Source organism: Pantoea endophytica, assembly GCF_002858935.1.
GTDB lineage: Bacteria > Pseudomonadota > Gammaproteobacteria > Enterobacterales > Enterobacteriaceae > Pantoea > Pantoea leporis.
On record NZ_PJRT01000018.1, the window covers coordinates 1 to 21,418 of the forward strand.

A 21,418-nucleotide genomic window follows, 5' to 3' on the forward strand; every position below is an offset into this window, starting at 1 on the left:
TCTCTTCTGGCGCTTTATCGATCTCATCGAATTTGCTTGCCTTACCGCCGTAGGTTTTAGCCAGTACGGTAGTAATTGCTGCAGTCAGGGTGGTTTTACCGTGGTCGACGTGACCGATGGTACCCACGTTTACGTGCAGTTTGTTACGCTGAAATTGCTCTTTCGCCATGGCGATAATTCCTTACGTTGTGCCTTCATGAGTCATGAAGGCATCAGTTCACAATTTTTAAACCGTAGCTTATTTGCTACGAGCTTCAATAACGGCCTGAGCGACGTTGTTCGGCGCATCATCGTACTTCAGGAACTCCATGGAGTAAGAAGCACGGCCTTTGGTCAGAGAACGCAGCTGGGTTGCATATCCGAACATTTCAGACAGCGGAACTTCAGCATGGATCTGAACGCCAGTAGCGTTAGATTCCTGTCCTTTGAGCATACCACGACGACGGCTAAGGTCACCGATAACGTCACCGGTGTTCTCTTCCGGAGTTTCTACTTCAACCTTCATGATTGGCTCAAGCAGAACAGGTTGTGCTTTCTTAAAGCCATCTTTAAAGGCTAAAGAAGCAGCCAGTTTAAACGCCAGCTCAGAGGAGTCGACATCATGGTATGAACCGAAGTGCAGACGAACACCCAGATCAACTACCGGATAACCAGCCAGTGGACCTGATTTCAGCTGCTCCTGGAGACCTTTATCAACCGCAGGGATGTATTCAGTTGGAATCACACCGCCCTTGATATCGTTGACAAATTCGTAACCTTTCGGATTAACGCCCGGCTCCAGTGGGTACATGTCGATAACAACATGACCATACTGACCACGACCACCAGACTGCTTGGCGTGTTTACCTTCGATATCGGTAACTTTCGCGCGAATCGCTTCACGGTAAGCAACCTGAGGTTTACCGACGTTCGCTTCAACGTTGAATTCACGCTTCATGCGGTCAACGATGATGTCGAGGTGCAGCTCACCCATACCTGCGATGATGGTCTGGTTGGTTTCTTCATCAGTCCATACGCGGAATGATGGATCTTCTTTCGCCAGACGACCCAGAGCCAGACCCATTTTTTCCTGGTCAGCTTTGGTTTTCGGCTCAACGGCGATAGAGATTACCGGCTCAGGGAATTCCATACGCTCAAGAATGATGACGTTGTCTGGGTCACACAGGGTGTCACCAGTGGTTACGTCTTTCAGACCGATCGCAGCGGCGATATCGCCCGCACGAACTTCCTTGATCTCTTCGCGTTTGTTCGCGTGCATCTGAACGATACGGCCCAGACGCTCACGGTTTGACTTAACCGGGTTGAACACGGTGTCACCGGTGTTAACAACACCAGAGTAAACGCGGAAGAAGGTCAGGTTACCAACAAACGGGTCGGTAGCGATTTTGAACGCCAGTGCAGCAAACGGCTCTTTGTCATCGGAATGACGCTCAGCCGGCGTGTCTTTACCGTCGTCCAGCATACCGTTAATCGCGGTAACGTCAGTCGGTGCTGGCAGGTATTCAACTACCGCATCCAGCATCGCCTGAACACCTTTGTTCTTAAATGCAGAACCACAGGTAACCAGGATGATTTCGTTTTTCAGAACGCGCTTACGCAGAGAAGTTTTAATCTCTTCTTCGGTCAGTTCTTCACCGCCGAAGAATTTCTCCATCAGCTCATCAGAACCTTCAGCAGCGGCTTCAACCAGCTTCGCACGCCACTCTTCAGCCAGTTCCTGCATATCAGCTGGAATATCTTCGTAAACGAAGGTAACGCCCTGATCGGCATCGTTCCAGTTGATCGCTTTCATTTTCACCAGGTCAACAACACCGGTGAAACCTTCTTCTGCGCCGATAGCCAGCTGAAGTGGAACTGGGTTTGCACCCAAGCGCACTTTCATCTGGTCAACAACTTTCAGGAAGTTAGCACCCATGCGGTCCATTTTGTTAACGAACGCGATGCGTGGAACTTTATATTTGTTAGCCTGACGCCATACGGTTTCAGACTGTGGCTGAACACCACCAACTGCACAGTAAACCATTACTGCGCCATCAAGCACACGCATAGAACGCTCAACTTCGATGGTGAAGTCAACGTGTCCCGGGGTGTCGATGATGTTTACGTGGTGTGGTTCAAACTGCTTAGCCATACCAGACCAGAAACAGGTAGTCGCAGCAGACGTGATGGTAATACCACGTTCCTGCTCCTGCTCCATCCAGTCCATGGTTGCTGCGCCGTCATGAACTTCACCGATTTTGTGGTTTACACCGGTGTAGAACAGAACACGTTCGGTAGTTGTAGTCTTACCGGCGTCGATGTGCGCACTGATACCAATGTTACGGTAGCGCTCAATGGGTGTTTTACGAGCCATTTGATTCCTCTGATTCTTAGACGTTCTAAGTTAAAAAAGCCCAGCAGGTGAGTCACTGGGACGCCCGCTGGGTTTATAACAACTACGTTGCTGTTACCAGCGGTAGTGTGCGAACGCCTTGTTGGCTTCAGCCATGCGGTGAACGTCTTCACGTTTCTTAACTGCAGTACCTTTGTTCTCTGCAGCATCAGAAAGTTCGTTCGCCAGGCGGAGAGCCATAGATTTATCACCGCGTTTACGAGCAGCTTCTACGATCCAACGCATTGCCAGGGCATTACGACGAACCGGACGGACTTCAACTGGAACCTGGTAGGTAGAACCACCAACGCGACGTGACTTAACTTCGACAGTCGGACGTACGTTTTCGAGAGCAACCTCGAACGCTTCCAGGCCATCTTTACCAGCGCGTTGAGCCAGGGTATCAAGCGCGGTATAGACGATAGATTCAGCAGTAGATTTTTTACCATCTACCATCAGGATATTTACAAATTTAGCCAGCAGCTCTGATCCGAACTTAGGATCCGGCAGAATTTTACGCTGACCAATGACGCGACGACGTGGCATGGAAATACTCCGTTGTTAATTCAGGATTGTCCAAAACTCTACGAGTTTAGTTTGACATTTAAGTTAAAACGTTTGGCCTTACTTAACGGAGAACCATTAAGCCTTTGGCTTCTTCACGCCGTACTTGGAGCGTGACTGCTTACGGTCTTTAACACCTGAGCAGTCCAGCGCGCCACGAACGGTGTGGTAACGCACACCTGGCAAGTCTTTAACACGACCGCCACGGATCAGGATCACTGAGTGTTCCTGCAGGTTATGACCTTCACCACCGATGTAGGAGGTAACTTCAAAACCGTTGGTCAAACGCACACGGCAAACTTTACGCAGTGCTGAGTTTGGTTTTTTAGGGGTAGTGGTGTACACACGAGTACATACACCACGTTTCTGCGGGCAAGCTTCCAGCGCAGGCACGTTGCTCTTTGCAACTTTGCGTACGCGTGGTTTGCGAACCAGCTGGTTAACTGTTGCCATTAAATAGCTCCTGGGATTTAGCTTTTTGCTTCGTAAACACGTAATAAATCGCCTCGTATTACTACGAGGAGGCAGAATTTTAGGGCTGTGTCAAAAGGGTGTCAAGAAATAACCAGGTTTTCGCTCTTACCAGGCCACTTGTTGTGGATGCTTCGCTGTCATCGCAACGAAACCAGTATAGTCCAAACGTGCTACATTGGTCGAAATTTGCTCACCCAGGCCGCGCGCGCCCACATCTTCTTCTAATACCCACAGCGTAGCCGGCGATGCGCTGAGCTTGATTAACATTTGGCTGCCAGCCAAAGCGGCGCTGACGCCATCCTGCAATAAAAGTAGATCGTCGCCTTCCTGCAATAAAAGCAGCAGGCTATCGAGGTCGCATTGCCAGGGAGATTGCAACAGCGTGTACAGCATGATCAGTTCTCAGAATCGAATAACACGATGATAGGAAGCCAGCTTTTCGCGTAGCGATGCGGCCTCCAGCACCTCAGCAGCCAACACACGTTCGGCCGTCAAACTTTGCCCGCGCGCCAGCAGCGAATCGGCGCAGACAAAACACTGGTCAATATCGTACAACTCCAGCACGCCAAAGGTCGCGATGTAGTTACGCGCCAGAATTTGCTCAGGTTGTTGGTCGCGATTGAGCTGCAGCACGCCATCCCCGATAAAGAACAGACCGATATCTTCGCTTAGCGCGCCCGTCGCCAGCACAGCATCCAGCCCTTCCCTGCCCGCGCTGCTGCCGTGCGGTGCCTGAGTAAATAGAAAAGCCACGCGGTTCATCAGAATTGCACCAGACGATCGCAGCTGAGCGCGGCTTCTGCCAATGCGCCCAAACCGCTGAGTTCAAAACCCGGCTGCAAGTTACTGCCCGCCAGTTGCAAGCGCGCGGCTTCCTGCGCGTCGGTTACGCCACGACGTAATGCTGCGGCCACGCAGATATTCAGCACGGCGCCACTTTCAGCGCGCAACTGCTGCCATTCACGCACCATATCCACCTCATCGCTGGCCGGCGCGCTCAGTTGGTTGGCGTTCAATACGCCTTCACGATAGAAGAACACGCTCTCCAGATGGTGCCCGGCCTTAATAAGTGCGCGCGCAAACAGCAGCGCGCTGCTGGCGTGTTGCGTGCCGTATGCCGGTCCGGTGACCAGCAAGGTGTAGCGCATTAGCGATCCTGCCCCTGAAAATCACCGCTTTTAAACTGGCGAATGTAGAGGTAAACCGTGTGCTTGGAGATATTGAGGCGATCGGCCACCTGGTTAATCGCATCTTTAATGTCGAAGATACCCTTCTCATACATATTGAGCACGATCTGGCGATTCTTAGCATTATTAGAGACGTTACGGTCAGCGCTCACTTCTTCAATCGCGAACTCAAGCGTCTGCATCACCAGATCTTCCACCGAGCTGGCAAAGTTGACGTTGGAATCCACCTGCTGCATCTCCGGCGGCATAAAGGTCGACATAATCTGCGAGAACGGAACGTCGAGGTTCATGTTGATGCACAGCAAGCCAATAACGCGCTGCTGGCGATTACGAATCGCGATCGTGACCGATTTCATCAGCACACCGCTTTTCGCGCGCGTGAAGTAGGCTCTGGAGACATTGCTGTCGGCGCCGTGCATATCGTGCAGCATACGCAGCGCCAAATCGGTAATCGGCGAACCCACTTTACGCCCGGTATGTTCACCGTTGGCGATACGCACCGCAGAACACTTCAAATCTTCCAGCGAGTGCAGCACGATTTCGCAGTGCGAGCCAATCAGCATCGCCAGGCCATCGACAACGGCTTCGTAGGATTTGAGGATATCGTAATCTGCTTGCTCGAACGGACGTTGCTCCAGTAAATCGAAGTCAGTCAGTTCACCGGGATTGAATGGATTAGACATCGAAGACATTACCCTAAATGGCTGGAGCCTGTCTCGACAGCATTGGGGCAGACTCATATTGTGATAATTGTGCAGGCGCTAGTCTGGCAAATGTGCTGGTCTTTAGCCAGACCTTTACTCTCTTCTCCGCAATAAAAACGCCGCCCGAGGGCGGCGTGATGCAGAAAGTTAAGATTACTGGGCTTTCTGATCGGCAGCGACTGGAGCCTGCGCTTTTTCGTCCGCTTTCGGCGCGGGTTTGATGTCGAGCAGTTCAACATCGAACACCAGCGTAGAGTTGGCCGGAATACCCGGAACGCCATTTTTGCCGTAAGCCAGGTTCGGTGGGATCACCAGCTTGATTTTACCGCCTTTCTTCACGTGCTTCAGACCTTCGGTCCAGCCCGGAATCACACCGTCCAGACGGAACGACAGCGGCTCACCGCGGGTATAAGAGTTATCGAACTCAGTACCGTCGATCAGCGTCCCTTTGTAGTTCACAACCACAGTGTCGCTGTCTTTCGGCGCGCTACCGGTACCCTCTTTCTCTACCTGATACAGCAGGCCAGATTCGGTTTTCTTCACGCCTTTTTCTTTAGCGAATTTGTCAGCGTAAGCGGAACCCTTATCGGAGTTCTCTTTCGCGTCTTTTTCCATCTTCGCCTGAGCAGCACCTTTTACGCGGCCTTCAAAGGCCTGCAGGGTTTGCTCGATCTCTTGATCAGAGAGTTTGCTCTTGCCGCCAAAGGCGTCCTGAACACCCGCGATCAACTGATCTTTATCAAGTTTGATGCCCAGCTTCTCTTGTTCCTTCAGAGAGTTGTCCATGTAGCGACCCAGGGACGCGCCAAGTGCATAAGCTGATTGCTGGTCTTCGTTTTTGAAGGCAGCATTTTTCGGTGCTTGCGGCGCAGCCTGAGCGGCGTCTGCTGGAGCAGCGGCGGTTTCTGCTGCCATTGCCAGCGGTGCATTCAGCGCGAAGGCCATGGTGGTAGCTAACAATGTGACTTTAAACAGTGAATTCATCCTTTCTCCAAAACCGAAGCCTCTAACCTCGGGAATCATTGCGGACTGAGGCCCACACTATAACTTTACGTGGCAGCGGCGAACACTCCCACAATGTAATTACCCGTCCAACCTCCGACCTTTTTTGCTTCAGGAAGTTTCATCAGAGATATAGGCGTTATGCGGCGTTTCAATGCAGCATGGCGCGGAAAGATAAAATATCAGGTGATTCTGAAGCGAAAGGCCGTAGAATCAGGCCCAAAACAGACTAACGTGCAGCACCGCAAGATGAGGAAAGATCATGCAACCAACAGAATGGGAACAACGCCTTGAGGCGCTGGAGAGCAAGCTGGCTTTTCAGGAATACACCATCGATCAGCTCAATCAAACGGTGGTTCAGCATGAGCTGGAGATGATCAGACTGCGTGAGCAGGTCCGTCTGTTAATCGATAAAGTGAAAGATAGCGCGCCGTCGATGATCGCATCACAAGCAGAAGAAACCCCGCCGCCGCATTACTAATGTCCAGAATGGCTGCGCCACATCGATGCCGCGTTGCTGCGTCACCGTGAGATGCTCACATACTACAGTATGCTGCGCTCTCCCGATTCCTGGCGCCTTGCCTCAATGTTGCTCGCACATTCTTAGATGCTGTATATAAGAAAGGCCACCCGAAGGTGGCCTCGCCAGCATCACACTAATTAGTGGCTGCAGCCGCAACCGCCAGTGCCACAACCGCCCTGGCCGTGATCGTGACCATGGTCGTGGTCATGATCGTGATGATGACCATCAGCGCCATGCACGTGGCCGTGCGCCAGCTCTTCTTCGGTCGCTGCGCGAATCGCCACAACTTCCACGTTGAAGTTCAGGTTCTGACCCGCCAGCATGTGGTTACCATCAACCACTACGTGCTCATCTTCAACTTCGGTGATTTCAACCGGAACTGGACCCTGATCGGTTTCTGCCAGGAAGCGCATGCCAACCTGCAGTTCGTCAACGCCCATAAACACGTCTTTTGGCACGCGCTGAACGAGGTTGTCATCGTATTGACCGTAAGCGTCGTTCGCCGGGATATGCACGTCAAACTTATCGCCTACATCATGATTTTCCAGCGCTTTTTCCAGACCAGAAATCAGGGAACCATGACCGTGCAGATAGTCCAACGGCGCACTCACCGGTGACTCGTCAACCAACACACCGTCTTCGGTACGAACCTGATACGCCAGGCTCACCACCAGGTCTTTTGCTACTTTCATGATATCTCCTAACCGTTGAGAACTAAGATCCCGTCCCATTGGTCAATTTTGCGTGCAATAACCAACCAGAAAGGTTCAAGACTGAGGATGCCAACAAATGTGTTGTTGCATACTGCTCAGCGTTAATGGCGCCGATTGTAACGGAATTCAATCCCGCTGTAAGTTCAAGCTTAAAAAAAGCTGAGCCATTGCGCTACTCAGGATGAAAAATGCCGATCACTTGCTCATTGCTGCGAACCTGATCGCGCACCTGCTTATCCGCTTCCCGCATTTGATGACCGCACTCGACGCACTCCACCACATCAACATTGTTCTCACGCCACAATGCCAACGTGTCTTTTTCCTGGCAGTGCGGGCAAACCGCACCGGCAATAAATTGTTTACGCATACTGTTTCCTGCCGTCGTTAGTGAACGGATTGAGTAAGTATAGTTCTACTCGTCATCCCAGCCGTCAAACTGACGTTTCTCGTGCTGCATTTCGCGCTGGAAGATATCCTCCAGCTCGCGCCGCGCCTCACGCACACGCGAAACCTGCGCGCTGTCATCGTGGCTGGGCACCAGCTCACGCAGCATACGCATATCCAGACGACGGAAATGTTGCTGCGCGCGCTGCGCCTGATGCGGATGCATGCCCAGCGAGATCAGCGTTTTACGACCCAGCTCCAGCGCACTGGAGAACGTCTCACGCGAGAACAGCGTAACACCCGCCTGCAACAGTTCGTGCGCCTCAACACGTCCACGCGCACGCGCCAGGATTTCCAGCTGCGGGAAATGCTGCTGACACAGTTGTACGATGGTCATCGAATCTTCCGGATCGTTACAGGTAATGACGATGGATTGCGCATTCTCCGCGCCCGCCGCACGCAGCAGCTCCAACTCGGTGGCGTCGCCATAGTAAACCTTATAGCCATATTTACGCATCAGGCTCACCGCGGAGATATCACGCTCCAGCACGGTAATGCGCTTGTTGTTCGCCATCAGCAAACGGCCAACAACCTGACCAAAACGACCAAAGCCCACCACAATCACCTGCGGCTGATCGTCCTCAACAAAGTGCTTCTCGGCATTTTCATCGGGCTCATTAAAGCGGTGCGCCAGTAGACGATCGATGCCGTTCATCAGCAGCGGCGTGGTCATCATGGATAACGTCACCGTCACCAGCAGCAGCGGCATTTGGTCGCCGCTGAACATTTTGGCTGACGACGCCGCCGAGAACAGCACAAAGGCAAACTCGCCGCCCTGGCTTAACACACCGGCAAACTGCTGGCGCTCCGAACTGCGCAGGCCATAAATGCGCCCCAGCACATACAGCACCAGCGTTTTCACCGTCACCAGAATCAGCACGCCCAGCAAAATTTCAGTGATGTGGGTATAAAGCACGCCGAGATTCAGCGCCATGCCAACCGAAATAAAGAACAAGCCCAGCAACAAACCTTTGAACGGTTCAATGGCCACTTCCAGCTCGTGGCGATACTCGCTTTCCGCCAACAGAATACCCGCGATGAAAGTACCGAGCGCCATCGACAGGCCGAGCGCATCCATAAACAGTGCCGAACCCAGCACCAGCAGCAGTGAGGCGGCAGTAAACACTTCGCGCACGCCGGATGCGGCAATGAAGCGCAGAATCGGGCGCAGCAGATAACGACCACCAATCAGCATCCCACCGAACGCCAGCACTTTCATCCCAACTTTCAACCAGTCAACATGACCGCTGTCGCCGCCCGCCAGCAGCGGCACCAGCGCCAACGCGGGAATCACCGCTAGATCCTGGAACAGCAACACTGAGAAGCCGAGCTGTCCCGATTCACTGCGGTTCATGCCTTTATCGCGCATCAGCTGCAGCGCCATCGCCGTGGATGACATTGCCAGACCAATGCCGCCAATCACCGCCGCCTGCCAGCTAAAGTCGGTCAGCCACAGCAATCCGCCGAGAATGGCGGCGGAAATCAGCACCTGAGCCGCACCAACGCCAAATATCGAACGGCGCAGCGCCCACAGTTTCGAGGGGTTCAGTTCAAGCCCGATGATGAACATCAGGAACACCACGCCGAGTTCCGAGAAGTGCAGAATCTCCTCAACGTCGCTGATGAACCCCAAACCCCACGGACCAATCGCGATACCGGCCAGCAGATAGCCCAGCACCGCGCCAATGCCGAGACGCGCCGCAATCGGCACAATCAGCACCGCCGCGACCAGATAAATCACGCCCGCCGTCAGTAACGTTTCGCCTTCCATCACACACCTCCCTGCGGCAGCGGTGAAGCCAGCCAGTCACCATACGCGCGCGCAAAATTACGCATCACGTCCGGCGTTTGTCGACGCGCCCAGTAAATCACCATCGGCGTCATCCAGTGCATGCGGCACATCTGCGCCGTCAGCTCAAACGGACGCATAATGTCACTCATCGGATAGCGATTCAGGCCGCTAGGGTGATAAGCCGCTTCCGGTTCGCCGGTAGTGACCACGCTGCGCCAGTATTTGCCTTCCAGCGCATTACCATCCGGTCCGCTGGCAAAGCCGCGCGACAGCACACGATCCAGCCACTCCTTCAGGAGCGCCGGGCAGCTGTAGGTATAAAGTGGATGTTGGAATACAACGATTTGATGGTCGCGCAGCAGTTGCTGCTCATAGTGAATATCAATAAAAAAATCCGGATAGTGGGCGTATAAATCGTGCACCGTGACGTGGTCCAGTTCCATAGCCGACTGCAGCAAAACCCGATTAGCAATCGAATCCTGTGATTCCGGATGGGCGTAAAGCAGCAATATTTTGGGTGGCTGCGACATCGTTCCCCTCCAAAGCGTCGTCACGGCACAGGAATTCCGCTACCATGCTCGACGCAACAAATTTTCTCGAATTATGTTGCCGGTAAATTAACATATTCTGACGATACGGCGCTTATGATTGTCTTTTCAGCACTACAAATTCGCCGCGGCACCAATGTGCTGCTGGATAACGCAACAGCCACCATTAACCCAGGCCAGAAAGTTGGCTTAGTGGGCAAAAATGGCTGCGGCAAATCGACGCTGCTGTCATTGCTGAAGGGCGAAATCAGCAGCGATGCAGGTAACGCCACCTTCCCGAGCAACTGGGCGCTGGCGTGGGTCAATCAGGAAACCCCGGCGCTGAGCAAACCCGCGCTGGAGTATGTTATCGACGGCGACCGTGAATATCGTCAGCTTGAATCCGAATTGGCCGACGCCAACGCGCGCAACGATGGTAACGCCATCGCCCTGTTGCACGGCAAGCTGGATGCGATTCAGGCGTGGAGCATACCTGCTCGCGCCTCAAGTTTGTTGCACGGTTTGGGCTTTAGCCAGGAACAATTAATGCGGCCGGTGAGCGATTTCTCCGGTGGCTGGCGCATGCGCCTTAACCTCGCGCAGGCGCTGGTGTGCCGTTCCGATCTGCTGCTGCTGGATGAACCGACTAACCACCTCGATCTGGATGCGGTGATCTGGCTTGAACGCTGGCTGAAAAGCTACGAAGGCACGCTGGTGCTGATTTCGCACGACCGCGACTTCCTTGATCCGGTGGTCGATAAGATCATCCACATCGAGCAGCAGACGATGTTTGAATACACCGGTAACTACAGCTCGTTCGAACGTCAGCGCGGCGCCAAACTGGCGCAGCAGCAAGCGCTGTTCCAGAGCCAGCAGGAAAAAGTGGCGCACCTGCAGAAGTATATTGATCGCTTCCGCGCGCAGGCGACCAAAGCCAAGCAGGCGCAGAGCCGCATCAAAATGCTGGAGCGCATGGAATTGATTGCGCCGGCACACGTCGATAACCCATTCAGCTTCAGTTTCCGCGCGCCAGAAAGCTTGCCGAATCCGTTGCTGAAGATGGAGCGCGTTACCGCCGGTTATGGCGAACGCATTATTCTCGACGCCATCAAACTCAACCTTGTGCCGGGTTCACGTATTGGCCTGCTGGGCCGTAACGGCGCGGGTAAATCGACGCTGATTAAGCTGCTAGCCGGTGAGCTCGACGCGCTGGATGGCAAAGTTGGCCTGGCGAAAGGCATTAAGCTCGGTTACTTCGCCCAGCATCAGCTGGAATATCTGCGCGCCGATGAATCACCCTTGCAGCATTTATCACGCATCGCACCGAAAGTGCTGGAGCAGCAGCTGCGCGACTACCTAGGCGGCTTCGGCTTTCAGGGCGATAAAGTCAGCGAAATCACCGAACGTTTCTCCGGCGGCGAAAAAGCGCGTCTGGTGCTGGCATTAATTGTCTGGCAGCGCCCGAACCTGCTGCTGCTTGATGAACCAACTAACCACCTCGATCTTGATATGCGTCAGGCGCTGACAGAAGCGCTGATTGATTTCGAAGGCGCGCTGGTGGTGGTCTCGCACGATCGCCATCTGCTGCGCGCCACCACCGACGATCTCTATCTGGTGCACGACGGCAAGGTCGACGTGTTTGAGGGTGATCTGGAAGATTATCAGCAGTGGCTGAGCGATTTGCAGAAGCAGCAAGCGCAACAGGATGCCGCACCGAAGCAGGACAACGGCAACAGCGCGCAATCGCGCAAAGACCAGAAACGCCGCGACGCCGAACTGCGCGCACAAACGCAGCCGCTGCGTAAAGAGATCGAGAAGCTTGAGAAGCAGATGGTGAAGTGGCAGAGCCAGCTCAGCGACGCGGAAGCCCAGTTAGCCGACAGCGCGATTTACGATCAGAGCCGCAAAGCCGATTTGAATGTGGCGCTGCTACGTCAGGCCGAGAGCAAGGCCGCGCTGGAAGAGGTCGAAATGGCGTGGCTGGATGCGCAGGAACAGCTGGAGCAGATGCTGGCGGGGTGAGTGTGCGCGCTGTCCCCCTCCTCGGTCCTCCCCCATTTATGGAAGTGTGCACGCTGTCCCCCATCCCGGCCTTCCCCCGCAAGCGGGGGAAGGAGACGCTGCCACATGCAGCTTCATCACTTACATGTGGCAGCATCTTCCTCCCCTATTTATGGGGGAGGACCGAGGAGGGGGAATGCGAGCACTATTCCAAATTAAAACGGCTTATCCCCTAACACCGTCGCGCGATGCATCACCCGCCGCGCCGGATAATAATCCGCATTAGCATAGTGTTGGGTCACGCGGTTATCCCAAATCGCCACATCATTCTCCTGCCAGCGCCAGCGCACCTGGAACTCCGGTTTGGCGCTATGCCAAAACAGGAAGTTAAGCAGCGCATCGCTCTCTTTTTCGCTCAAGCCCAGCAAACGCGTGGTAAAACCTTCGTTGACAAACAGCGCCTTGCGTCCGCTCACCGGGTGGGTACGAATCACCGGATGCTGCACCGGCGGGTTCTTTGCCACCGCTTGCTGCCAGCGCTGATGCTCTTCCTCGGTTTTACGGTATTTGTACTCCTGAAACGACTTCTTAAAATCGTGTTCCGCCTGCAGCCCATTCAACAGCGTCTTAAACGGTTCAGACAGCGCTTCATAGGCCGCAATGCCGGTTGACCACAAGGTATCGCCGCCGCTTTCCGGCAGCAGCTTCGAAGCCAGAATCGCAATTGCCGGCGGGGTTTGAATAAAGGTGACATCGGTGTGCCAGTTGTCGTTATCCGGCGGATTATCCTGATGCGTATCCAGCACGATGATCTCTTCCACGCCTTCCGCATGCGGATAGACCGGATGGATATGCAGATCGCCAAAGCGAATCGCCAGCGCGCGCTGCTGTTCCGGGGTAATCACCTGATTACGCACGAACAGCACCTGATGGCGCAGCAAGCCATGATAGAGCTGTTCAAACTGGGCATCGCTCAGCGGACGGCTGAGATCAACATCGCTAACCTGCGCCCCGATATTCGGGCCCAGAGCGGTAAAAGAAAGTCGTTCGTTCATTGCTGTTCTCCATTCCAGGGCGTCAGTCGGCGCTGCAAGGCGCGCAGACCCAGTTCTAAGCCAAAGGCAATCAGGGCAATCACGGCGATACCGGCCAGCACCACGTCGGTGGCGAGGAACTCACCGGCCGACTGCACCATAAAGCCGAGTCCCCGCGTAGCGGCAATCAGTTCCGCCGCCACCAGCGTTGACCAACCTACGCCGAGACCAATGCGCAAACCGGTGAGGATTTCCGGCAGCGCGCCAGGCAGAATCACGTAGCGCAGCAGTTGCCAGCGCGATGCGCCAAGCGCCTGCGCCGCGCGAATCCGTACCTGCTGGGCATTCTTCACACCCGCCAGCGTCGACAAGGTCACCGGCGCGAAAATCGCCAGATAAATCAGTAAAATCTTCGAGGTTTCGCCGATGCCAAACCAGATCACCATCAGCGGCAAATAAGCCAGCGGCGGCACCGGGCGATAGAGTTCGATCAGCGGATCAAGCAAGCCGCGAATCGCCGGGCTCAGGCCCATGGCGATGCCGACCGGAATCCCAATCAGCGCGGCGAAGAACAGCGCCACCAGCATACGCGCCAGGCTGGCGCCCAGATGCTGCCATAACGTGGCGTCCATAAAGCCTTGCGGGCTGGCAATCAATATCAGCTTCTGCAGCACCACTTGCGGCGGCGGTAAAAACAGCGGCGCCACTAAGCCGAGCGCAGTGATAGCCCACCACAACAGCAGCAACAAGCCCACGCTGAGCAGGCTGAGTGAGAACTGGCGCGAGAACGGCCAGCGCAGTCCACGACGACGCATTTGGGTCTTCCCATCAATCACCGCACTCATATAAACGCCTCACGCTGGGAAAACACCTGATTCAGTACATATTCACGACGTTCGATAAACGCCGGATCGGATTTGATGCTGCGGCACGGTTCCCCGGCGGCGAAGCGTTGGCCGAAGTCGAGTTTCAAACGCTCCACTACGCGGCCCGGTCCCGGCGACAGCAGCACCAGTTCGCTGGCGAGGAACACCGCTTCTTCGATGTCGTGGGTGATCAGCAGAATCTGCTTGCCGGTATCACGCCACAGCGTTAGCAGCAGGGTTTGCATCTGTTCACGGGTAAAGGCGTCCAGCGCGCCAAACGGCTCATCTAACAGCAGCAACTGAGGATCGGCCGCCAGCGCACGCGCAATGCCCACGCGCTGGCGTTGACCCCCAGAGAGCTGCCAGATATAACGCTGCTCTGCACCTTCCAGTCCTACTTTGCGGATCAAACGGCGTGCAATGCTATGGCGCTCCGCCTTCGCCATGCCCGCCAGTTGCAAACCGAACGAAACGTTATCGATCACGTTACGCCACGGCAGCAATCCTTCATTTTGAAACACTACGCCGCGCTCAGCGCCCGGCCCTTTTACCGCTTTGCCATCCAGCGTAATGCTGCCAGATTCCAGCGGCAGAAAGCCGGCGATGAGGTTCAGCAGCGTGGTTTTGCCACAGCCGGAGGGACCTAACACCACCAGCAGGTCTCGGCTGCCCAGCTGCAGGTTGATGTCCTGCAGCGCGGGTTGTCCGGCGTAACGCGCATTGAGATGGGTGATGTTAAGCATACGGCCTCCGGTTATTTCACTAAGGGTGCAACGAAGCGCGTGGTGACGAAGCTGCTGTAATCGCTATCCGCTTCTGGCACTTTGCCCTGCTCTTTCAGGAAGCCGGCAGTATCGACAATCGCCTTGTTCACCGGCTTGCCGAGCTGCTCCACCTGCTGCTGCGCGGTGAGGTACGTGTTGCCTTTTACCAGCACCGGCACATCCGCTTCGGGTACACCGCTCAGGCGCGCCAGCTTGCTCAGGTTGTCTGACTGCTTCAGCCATTGATCCGGATTGGAAATGTAAGCTTGCTGCGCTTCAACGGCGCTGCGGGCAAAGGCGGTGACGATTTCTGGATGCTGCTGCGCAAAGTCTTTACGCACCACCCACACATCGAGCGTTGGCGCGCCCCACTTGCCGACCTGCGAAGAGTCCGTCAGCACCTTGCCATCTTTCTCCAGCTCGTTGACCGCCGGAGACCAGACGTAAGCGCCGTCAATGTCACCGCGTTTCCAGGCAGCAATAATCGCCGGCGGCTGCAGGTTGACTAAGGTCACTTGCGAAGGCTTGATGCCCCAATGCTTGAGCGCGGCGAGGAAGCTGTAGTGCGTCGTCGAGATGAATGGCACGGCGATGCGCTTGCCAATCAGGTCTTTAGGATCTTTGATGGTTTTCTTCACCACCAGCGCTTCGGAGTTACCGAGCTGAGAGGCCAGCAGGAAAGCTTCAATCGGCAGCTTTTGCGTGGCGGCGACCGCCAGCGGGCTGGAACCGATATTACCAATCTGCACGTCGCCCGACGCCAGTGCACGTAACACGCTGGCCCCGCTATCAAATTTGCGCCAGTCGACGGTAGCACCGCTCTCTTTGGCGAAGGTGTTATCCGCCTGCGCCACTTTGGCTGGTTCAGCCGAGGTCTGATACGCCACGGTAACGTTGACCGCTTGCGCCTGGAACGCCATCAGGGCCAGAGCCGCTGTGACCGCCGTTATTGTTTTTTTCATTGCCATCATCGTTCACCCCAATGTGTTTTTGTCTCGGCAGTTTCTCCAGCAACAGTAATTTCATAAAGGAATTAAAAATTATCCCTAATGACGATCCGTTCTTAGATCAACATCGCGCAAGGCTATGCAAAAAGTGCAAATGGAAAGAAAAGGAAAGCGGTAAATATGTCACACGCTCACATGGCAGCTGTGATATTGATAGAGATCTCATTTTATAACTCTTTACTAACGGTCCTGAATCCATGTCGATAGAGAAAGTCGCACACCTGGCTGGCGTGTCAAAAGCCACCGTTTCACGGGTTTTGAACCAGAATCCCGGCGTGCGCCCGGATACGCGTGCCAAAGTGCTGGCGGCCATCGACATCTGCGACTATCAGCCCAACCTGCTGGCGCGCCAGCTGCGCACTTCGCAAAGCCATATGTTGTTAGTGCTGATTCCCGACATCACCAATCCGTTCTGCTCACGCGTGGTTCAGGGCATTGAAGCCGAAGCTGAAGCGCAGGGTTACCACATTCTGCTGTGTAACTCAGGATCGCAGCTGCGGCGCGAAGCGGCCTACATTGCGTTGCTCACCGGCAAAGTGGTCGACGGCGTGATCACCATGGATGCCGCCAGCAGCCTGCATGAGCTGAAAGAATTGATTGGCGATCAGCCTTGGGTGCAGTGCGCGGAATACGATCCGTCAATCGCCGCCTCAAGCGTGGCGATTGATAATAAAGAAGCGGCTTTCGAAACCGTGCGTTATCTGGCGAGCAAAGGCCGACGTCGTATTGCGCTGGTGAACTGTGATATGCGCTACCTCTATTCACATAAGCGTGAAGAGGGATATCGCGCGGCGCTGGAGCAGCTGGATCTCAGCTGGTGCGGTGTGGCTTATGCCGAGAATATCACCTGCGAAGCGGGCAGTGCGGCTTTGCGCGAACTGCTCACGCAGCCGGAACCGCCGGATGCGGTGTTTGCGGTATCAGATGTGTTGGCGGTCGGCGTCATCCACGCGGCGTTGGAAGCAGGTTTACGCGTACCGGAAGATTTAGCGGTGGTGGGATTTGATGGCATCAACTTTACCAGCAGCCTGAATCCACCGCTGACCACGATTGAGCAGCCGATGAATCGTATGGGTGTGCGCAGCGTACAGCTGTTGCTGCAACGCATCCGCCAGCCTAACGCGTCGGTGGTCCATGAAGTGTTGCCGTGGAAGCGCGTTGAACGCGCTTCCAGCTAACTTAGCGCCAAATCAGCAATACGCAGGCAGCGGTGAGCAAGCCCATCGCCAGATTGAAGATTTTCCACGCGCGTGGGCTGCGCAGCAGGCGTCCAATCAGCGAGCCAAAGCCCATCCAGATCACCCCAGAAACCACGTTCACCATGAACATGCCGATGCTGATCGCCACCACCGAATGCAGATATTCGCTGCCCGCCAGGCTGAAGCTGGCCACCGCGCCGAGCGCCATCAGCCAGGCTTTCGGGTTGATCAACTGCAGCAAGCCGCCTTGCCAGAAAGGCATCTGCTTCTCCGTGACAGCGTCGGTTTCCAGTTTTTCATACTCGGCGCTGGCGATTTTCCATGCCAGCCACAGCAGATAAAGGCTACCGGCAATCTTCAGGATGAGATGCAGCGAGGGATAAAGCAGGATGAGGCCGCCGATGCCAAATGCCACCATTAGCAACATGACTTGCATACCAATCATGATACCAATCAGCAGCGGAATGGTGCGCAGGAAGCCAAAATTAGCACCCGAGGCGGTAAGTAACATATTATTGGGCCCGGGCGTGATGGCCGCGACCCAGAGAAAACCTAACATTGATAAAAAAAGACTCAGTTCCATGTATATTCGGGTGCTCCTCACCCAGTAAAGCGAACAACCCATCGAAGCTATCAGCGACTTATGCATCAGACAAGCCTTTACCCAAGCTATTTTGATCGCCCCAGCGGCGAGCGTTTTAAACCCCTGCGCGGATTCAGTAACGCGCATCTGCAAACGCTGCTGCCGCGTATTCTGCGGCGCCGCGTTACGTTACGTCCGCACTGGCAGCGTCTTGACCTGCCGGACGGCGATTTTGTCGATTTAGCGTGGAGTGAAGATCCGGCGCAGGCGCGTCATAAACCGCGCATGGTGATGTTTCACGGCCTGGAAGGGAGCTTTCGCAGCCCGTATGCGCACGGCCTGATGCAGGCGTGTCAGGCACGCGGCTGGCTGGCGGTGGTAATGCACTTTCGCGGCTGCAGCGGCGAGCCTAATCGCTTAAAGCGCATCTATCACTCCGGTGAAACCGAAGACGCCACCTACTTCCTTCACTGGCTGCAGCGCGAATGGGGCAGCGTACCCACCGCCGCCGTCGGCGTTTCGCTGGGCGGCAACATGCTCGCTTGCCTGCTGGGTCAGCAAGGTCACGATGTACCGATTGATGCCGGCATCGCCATCTCAGCGCCGCTGGCGCTCGAGCCGTGCAGCGGCAAGCTGGATGTGGGATTTTCACGCTTTTATCAGCACTATTTACTGACGCAGCTGAAAAAGAACGCCACGCGCAAACTGCGCGCCTGGCCTGGCACGCTGCCGGTCGATCTCAGCCAGTTACGTGCTTTCCGCCGCTTACGCGAGTTCGATGATGCGATAACCGCACGTGCGCACGGTTTTATTGACGCCAACGACTATTATCAACGAGCCAGCGCGATGCCGTTGCTGACCGGCGTGCGTAAACCGCTGTTGATCATTCACGCGCAAGACGATCCCTTTATGACCGATGCCGTGATCCCGCAACCTGACCAGCTGTCAGCCTCCATTCAGTATCAGCTGACGCAGCAAGGCGGCCACGTCGGTTTCGTCGGTGGCACCGTTCTTAAACCGAAAATGTGGCTGGAACAGCGCGTGCCTGACTGGCTCTCAACCTATCTGGATGTGTAATTGTGATTATTCCCTGGCAAGAACTCGAAGCGGACACGCTGGAAAACCTGATTGAAACCTTCGTGTTACGCGAAGGCACTGATTACGGCGAGCAGGAACGCAGTTTGCTGCAAAAAGTCGCCGACGTACGCCGCCAACTGGAGCGCGGCGACGTGGTGCTGGTGTGGTCGGAACTGCATGAATCGATCAATATTATGCCGAAGGGTGAATTCCGCGGCTGATGCACCCCGCGGCAATTCGTGGTAACAATGCTCATCGCCGGACTTCACAGGGAGCTCTGTTATGTCAGCCAGGCATCCAATTATTGCCGTCACCGGTTCCAGCGGCGCCGGAACCACCACCACCAGCCTCGCCTTCCGTAAGATTTTCCAGCAGCTGAATTTGCATGCGGCGGAACTCGAAGGCGACAGTTTTCATCGCTACACACGTCCGGAAATGGACATGGCGATCCGCAAGGCGCGCGATCTCGGGCGCCACATCAGCTACTTCGGCCCGGAAGCCAACGACTTCGGCCTGTTGGAGCAAACGTTCAAACATTACGGCCAAACCGGCCTTGGCGAATCGCGCAAATATCTGCATACCTACGATGAAGCCGTGCCGTGGAATCAGGTGCCGGGCACCTTTACGCCGTGGCAGCCGCTGCCGGAAAACACCGATGTGCTGTTCTATGAAGGCTTACACGGCGGTGTGGTCACGCAGCAGCAAAATGTGGCGGAGCATGTCGATCTGCTGGTTGGCGTGGTGCCGATTGTTAACCTTGAGTGGATTCAGAAGCTGGTGCGTGACACCAGCGAGCGCGGCCATTCACGCGAAGCGGTGATGGATTCGGTGGTACGGTCAATGGAGGATTACATTAACTTCATCACGCCACAGTTCTCGCGCACCCACATTAACTTCCAGCGCGTGCCGACCGTTGATACCTCAAACCCGTTTGCCGCACGCGAAATTCCGTCGCTCGACGAAAGCTTTGTGGTGATTCATTTCCGTGGTCTGGAAGGCATCGCGTTCCCCTATCTGCTGGCGATGATTCAGGGATCGTTTATTTCGCACATCAATACGCTGGTGGTGCCGGGTGGCAAAATGGGATTGGCGATGGAGCTGATTATGCTGCCGCTGGTACAGCGACTGATTGAAGGGAAGCGGATTGAATAAGCGAAGTCATTCCATAGCGGCGCAATTTATTGCGCCGCTACAATCCGAGTTATAACTCGATCACCTCATAGCTATGGGTAATTTCCACGCCTTTACCCAGCATGATCGCTACCGAACAATATTTTTCCGCTGACAGATCAACCGCACGCGAAACGGCCTTGTCGCTCAACGCTTTACCGCTAACGATAAAATGCAGGTTGATGTGGGTAAAAATGCGTGGCGCTTCTTCACGGCGTTCCGATGTGAGCTTCACTTCGCAATCGGCCACATCGCTGCGCCCTTTTTGCAGGATCGACACCACATCAATAGCACTACAGCCGCCCGCGGCCATCAGCACCATTTCCATTGGACTTGGCGCTTTATCACCGGAATTACCATCCATCAATACCTGATGGCCGGATGAGGATTCTCCGAGAAAGGTAAGACCTTCCACCCATTTCACTCGTGCCTGCATGATTCTTTCTCCTGAAGCGGCGGTTTTGCCGCCAGAGTACGCTTTCACCTGACAAACAGCAATCCAGAGTAATCCCCCTTCTGCTGAAGCGAGACAACACAAGACAGCTCGCAAAAGCTGTGCTACAAACAGTGCTGAAAATATTTTCGTCATCACAGACGAAGGCCGGAAGAATCAAAAGCGTAGCTTAAGAGTCCACCCGGAATAATTTTTCCTTTACTGGAAACGCTCGACGATTAAACCGCCTGACAGGGAAAAAAATGCCCCCTGTGTTTTGGGCACGATTACAACAGAGGATAATAGCGAATGGTTCTCGGCAAACCGCAAACAGACCCTACACTCGAATGGTTCCTGTCCCATTGCCATATTCACAAATATCCATCCAAAAGCACGCTCATCCATCAGGGTGAGAAAGCGGAAACGCTGTACTACATCGTAAAAGGTTCCGTAGCGGTACTGATTAAAGATGAAGAAGGCAAAGAGATGATTCTCTCCTACCTCAATCAGGGGGATTTCATCGGCGAACTCGGTCTTTTCGAAGAAGGCCAGGAACGTAGTGCTTGGGTGCGTGCGAAGTCTGCCTGCGAAGTGGCTGAAATTTCATACAAAAAATTCCGTCAGCTGATTCAGGTAAACCCGGATATTTTAATGCGACTTTCGTCGCAAATGGCGCGTCGTCTGCAAGTGACATCTGAGAAAGTGGGCAACCTTGCCTTCCTCGATGTCACCGGACGTATTGCGCAAACGCTGCTAAATCTGGCCAAACAGCCAGATGCGATGACTCACCCAGACGGGATGCAAATCAAAATCACCCGTCAGGAGATTGGTCAGATCGTGGGCTGCTCACGCGAAACCGTGGGTCGTATCCTGAAAATGCTGGAAGATCAGAACCTGATCTCCGCACACGGTAAAACCATCGTCGTTTACGGCACCCGCTAATTTCTTCTCACCCACGGCGTGATGGCAACATCGCGCCGTTT

Annotated in this window: 26 protein-coding genes; 7 read left to right on the forward strand and 19 right to left on the reverse strand. The window is 54.7% G+C overall.

All coding sequences use genetic code 11. The features are described 5' to 3' along the window. The 9 genes from PZBJ_RS11905 to fkpA all read right to left on the reverse strand — a co-directional run. Window positions 1–169: GTP-binding protein (locus tag PZBJ_RS11905; protein ID WP_240632907.1), on the reverse strand; the 169-nt coding region annotated here is incomplete at its 3' end. Between the two features lie 69 nt (window positions 170–238). Then, on the reverse strand, window positions 239–2,353 hold the full coding sequence (gene fusA, locus PZBJ_RS11910) for an elongation factor G (protein ID WP_101762633.1): 2,115 nt from the start codon (window positions 2,351–2,353) through the stop codon (window positions 239–241). A gap of 93 nt (window positions 2,354–2,446) precedes the next feature. Beyond that, window positions 2,447–2,917 (reverse strand): 30S ribosomal protein S7, encoded by a 471-nt coding sequence (gene rpsG, locus PZBJ_RS11915; protein WP_007886246.1) that lies wholly within the window; start codon window positions 2,915–2,917, stop codon window positions 2,447–2,449. A 96-nt stretch (window positions 2,918–3,013) separates the two neighbouring features. Then, window positions 3,014–3,388, reverse strand: coding sequence for a 30S ribosomal protein S12 (rpsL, locus tag PZBJ_RS11920; RefSeq protein WP_006120575.1), 375 nt, complete (start codon window positions 3,386–3,388; stop codon window positions 3,014–3,016). Window positions 3,389–3,514: 126 nt separating this feature from the next. Further along, window positions 3,515–3,802 (reverse strand): sulfurtransferase complex subunit TusB, encoded by a 288-nt coding sequence (tusB, locus tag PZBJ_RS11925; RefSeq protein ID WP_101762634.1) that lies wholly within the window; start codon window positions 3,800–3,802, stop codon window positions 3,515–3,517. A gap of 9 nt (window positions 3,803–3,811) precedes the next feature. After that, window positions 3,812–4,171: a sulfurtransferase complex subunit TusC gene (gene tusC / locus PZBJ_RS11930; protein ID WP_101762635.1), complete on the reverse strand. Its 360-nt coding sequence runs from the start codon at window positions 4,169–4,171 to the stop codon at window positions 3,812–3,814. Next, complete coding sequence (gene tusD / locus PZBJ_RS11935; protein WP_101762636.1) at window positions 4,171–4,557, reverse strand: sulfurtransferase complex subunit TusD; 387 nt, start codon at window positions 4,555–4,557, stop codon at window positions 4,171–4,173. Before tusD ends, tusC begins: the two co-directional genes overlap by 1 nt. Further along, window positions 4,557–5,279 carry a helix-turn-helix transcriptional regulator gene (locus PZBJ_RS11940; protein WP_007886240.1) on the reverse strand — a complete coding sequence of 241 codons (723 nt, stop codon included), beginning with the start codon at window positions 5,277–5,279 and terminating at the stop codon, window positions 4,557–4,559. The genes tusD and PZBJ_RS11940 overlap by 1 nt, the downstream gene beginning before the upstream one ends. Before the next feature lie 174 nt (window positions 5,280–5,453). Continuing rightward, a complete protein-coding gene (gene fkpA, locus PZBJ_RS11945; RefSeq protein ID WP_101762637.1) occupies window positions 5,454–6,284 on the reverse strand; it encodes an FKBP-type peptidyl-prolyl cis-trans isomerase in 831 nt (276 codons plus the stop codon). 280 nt (window positions 6,285–6,564) lie between these two features. Here fkpA and PZBJ_RS11950 point away from each other — a divergent pair, with 280 nt between their 5' ends. After that, a complete protein-coding gene (locus PZBJ_RS11950; protein WP_101762638.1) occupies window positions 6,565–6,783 on the forward strand; it encodes a protein SlyX in 219 nt (72 codons plus the stop codon). A gap of 179 nt (window positions 6,784–6,962) precedes the next feature. Here PZBJ_RS11950 and slyD read toward each other — a convergent pair whose 3' ends face one another. The 4 genes from slyD to kefG form a co-directional block, all read right to left on the reverse strand. Continuing rightward, on the reverse strand, window positions 6,963–7,517 hold the full coding sequence (gene slyD / locus PZBJ_RS11955; protein WP_049851962.1) for a peptidylprolyl isomerase: 555 nt from the start codon (window positions 7,515–7,517) through the stop codon (window positions 6,963–6,965). A 193-nt stretch (window positions 7,518–7,710) separates the two neighbouring features. Then, window positions 7,711–7,905, reverse strand: coding sequence for a YheV family putative zinc ribbon protein (locus tag PZBJ_RS11960; RefSeq protein ID WP_007892203.1), 195 nt, complete (start codon window positions 7,903–7,905; stop codon window positions 7,711–7,713). 45 nt (window positions 7,906–7,950) lie between these two features. After that, on the reverse strand, window positions 7,951–9,753 hold the full coding sequence (kefB, locus tag PZBJ_RS11965) for a glutathione-regulated potassium-efflux system protein KefB (protein WP_008101837.1): 1,803 nt from the start codon (window positions 9,751–9,753) through the stop codon (window positions 7,951–7,953). Next, window positions 9,753–10,304 carry a glutathione-regulated potassium-efflux system ancillary protein KefG gene (kefG, locus tag PZBJ_RS11970; RefSeq protein WP_101762639.1) on the reverse strand — a complete coding sequence of 184 codons (552 nt, stop codon included), beginning with the start codon at window positions 10,302–10,304 and terminating at the stop codon, window positions 9,753–9,755. The genes kefB and kefG overlap by 1 nt, the downstream gene beginning before the upstream one ends. A gap of 114 nt (window positions 10,305–10,418) precedes the next feature. Between kefG and PZBJ_RS11975 the strand changes: the two genes are divergently transcribed. Then, entirely contained in the window at window positions 10,419–12,323 is a 1,905-nt protein-coding gene (locus PZBJ_RS11975; protein ID WP_101762640.1) for an ABC transporter ATP-binding protein, read from the forward strand. A gap of 194 nt (window positions 12,324–12,517) precedes the next feature. On the opposite strand, the gene tauD is transcribed toward PZBJ_RS11975, so the two are convergent. The 4 genes from tauD to tauA are packed head-to-tail and all read right to left on the reverse strand — an operon-like array spanning window position 12,518 to window position 15,937. Continuing rightward, window positions 12,518–13,357: a taurine dioxygenase gene (tauD, locus tag PZBJ_RS11985; RefSeq protein WP_101762641.1), complete on the reverse strand. Its 840-nt coding sequence runs from the start codon at window positions 13,355–13,357 to the stop codon at window positions 12,518–12,520. After that, on the reverse strand, window positions 13,354–14,181 hold the full coding sequence (gene tauC, locus PZBJ_RS11990; RefSeq protein WP_101762642.1) for a taurine ABC transporter permease TauC: 828 nt from the start codon (window positions 14,179–14,181) through the stop codon (window positions 13,354–13,356). The genes tauD and tauC overlap by 4 nt, the downstream gene beginning before the upstream one ends. Continuing rightward, the gene (gene tauB / locus PZBJ_RS11995) at window positions 14,178–14,945 is read right to left on the reverse strand and encodes a taurine ABC transporter ATP-binding subunit (protein ID WP_101762643.1); all 768 of its coding nucleotides are present in this window, start codon (window positions 14,943–14,945) and stop codon (window positions 14,178–14,180) included. Before tauB ends, tauC begins: the two co-directional genes overlap by 4 nt. Window positions 14,946–14,956: 11 nt before the next feature. Next, complete coding sequence (tauA, locus tag PZBJ_RS12000; RefSeq protein ID WP_101762644.1) at window positions 14,957–15,937, reverse strand: taurine ABC transporter substrate-binding protein; 981 nt, start codon at window positions 15,935–15,937, stop codon at window positions 14,957–14,959. 233 nt (window positions 15,938–16,170) lie between these two features. On the opposite strand from tauA, the gene PZBJ_RS12005 reads away from it, so the two are divergent. After that, window positions 16,171–17,151, forward strand: a complete 981-nt coding sequence (locus PZBJ_RS12005; RefSeq protein WP_101762645.1) for a LacI family DNA-binding transcriptional regulator — start codon at window positions 16,171–16,173, stop codon at window positions 17,149–17,151. 1 nt (window position 17,152) lies between these two features. On the opposite strand, the gene PZBJ_RS12010 is transcribed toward PZBJ_RS12005, so the two are convergent. Beyond that, window positions 17,153–17,755, reverse strand: coding sequence for a LysE family translocator (locus PZBJ_RS12010; protein ID WP_101762646.1), 603 nt, complete (start codon window positions 17,753–17,755; stop codon window positions 17,153–17,155). Window positions 17,756–17,815: 60 nt separating this feature from the next. Here PZBJ_RS12010 and PZBJ_RS12015 point away from each other — a divergent pair, with 60 nt between their 5' ends. The 3 genes from PZBJ_RS12015 (at window position 17,816) to PZBJ_RS12025 (ending at window position 19,984) form a co-directional block, all read left to right on the forward strand. After that, the gene (locus tag PZBJ_RS12015) at window positions 17,816–18,832 is read left to right on the forward strand and encodes a hydrolase (protein ID WP_101762647.1); all 1,017 of its coding nucleotides are present in this window, start codon (window positions 17,816–17,818) and stop codon (window positions 18,830–18,832) included. Window positions 18,833–18,834: 2 nt separating this feature from the next. Then, window positions 18,835–19,053, forward strand: coding sequence for a YheU family protein (locus tag PZBJ_RS12020; protein WP_007892223.1), 219 nt, complete (start codon window positions 18,835–18,837; stop codon window positions 19,051–19,053). Between the two features lie 61 nt (window positions 19,054–19,114). Next, on the forward strand, window positions 19,115–19,984 hold the full coding sequence (locus tag PZBJ_RS12025; protein ID WP_101762648.1) for a phosphoribulokinase: 870 nt from the start codon (window positions 19,115–19,117) through the stop codon (window positions 19,982–19,984). A 49-nt stretch (window positions 19,985–20,033) separates the two neighbouring features. Here the strand turns inward: PZBJ_RS12025 and PZBJ_RS12030 are convergent, their stop codons facing one another. Continuing rightward, window positions 20,034–20,438: an OsmC family protein gene (locus tag PZBJ_RS12030; RefSeq protein ID WP_101762649.1), complete on the reverse strand. Its 405-nt coding sequence runs from the start codon at window positions 20,436–20,438 to the stop codon at window positions 20,034–20,036. 306 nt (window positions 20,439–20,744) lie between these two features. Here PZBJ_RS12030 and crp point away from each other — a divergent pair, with 306 nt between their 5' ends. Continuing rightward, window positions 20,745–21,377 (forward strand): cAMP-activated global transcriptional regulator CRP, encoded by a 633-nt coding sequence (crp, locus tag PZBJ_RS12035; protein WP_003852956.1) that lies wholly within the window; start codon window positions 20,745–20,747, stop codon window positions 21,375–21,377. Window positions 21,378–21,418 lie beyond the last annotated feature (41 nt).